We start from the raw sequence: 555 nt of genomic DNA, 5'->3' as shown, positions 1-555 counted from the left end.
AAAATGTTTAGTCAACTACGTATGCGCGAAGAACAAGCCTTGTTAGCACAGGACTATGCCTTGGAAACAGCTAGGGCTGAGGGGGTTGAACAAGGACTTGAACGTGGTCGTGCAGAGGGGATTGAACAAGGCATCGAAAAAGGTTTAGAACAAGGACTTGAACGTGGAAAACTTTTTGCCTTCCTAGATATGGTCCGTCAAGGTCTTCTGACTTCAGAGGTTGCCAGCCAGCAATTAGGTATGTCAGTATCTGAGTTTGAGGCACTGCTGGAAGAACATAAGTGAGAAATCTGTAAGCGTTATGCAGTCTTAAAACAAACTAAAAAGATAGCTAAATTTCTTGATGTAAAGAGTTTGGCTATCTTTTTTATCTAAGATATTGTTATTTTCAGGAAAGTTTGAACTTTTCACTCTCTTTTCCGAATAAATAGATAGAAGCATCGAATCTAGTAAATTAGATTAAAAAATGTGCTATAATAGAAGGAGGAAAAGGATGATTCTCAGACATCCGGGCATTAGCCCAACCAATGACTTGGTTGCTAAGAAAATCTTTAG

General features: G+C 38.9%; 1 pseudogene. It reads left to right on the top strand.

Going from position 1 to position 555, the window contains the following annotated elements:
• Positions 1-285, top strand: a pseudogene (locus WKI42_RS10645) (Rpn family recombination-promoting nuclease/putative transposase); the annotation flags it as partial.
• Positions 286-555 lie beyond the last annotated feature (270 nt).

It is taken from the genome of Streptococcus pseudopneumoniae, from assembly GCF_038148935.1.
Classification (GTDB): domain Bacteria; phylum Bacillota; class Bacilli; order Lactobacillales; family Streptococcaceae; genus Streptococcus; species Streptococcus pseudopneumoniae_U.
Note: the sequence above shows the minus strand (reverse complement) of the source record. Positions and strands in the feature narration are given on the sequence as shown.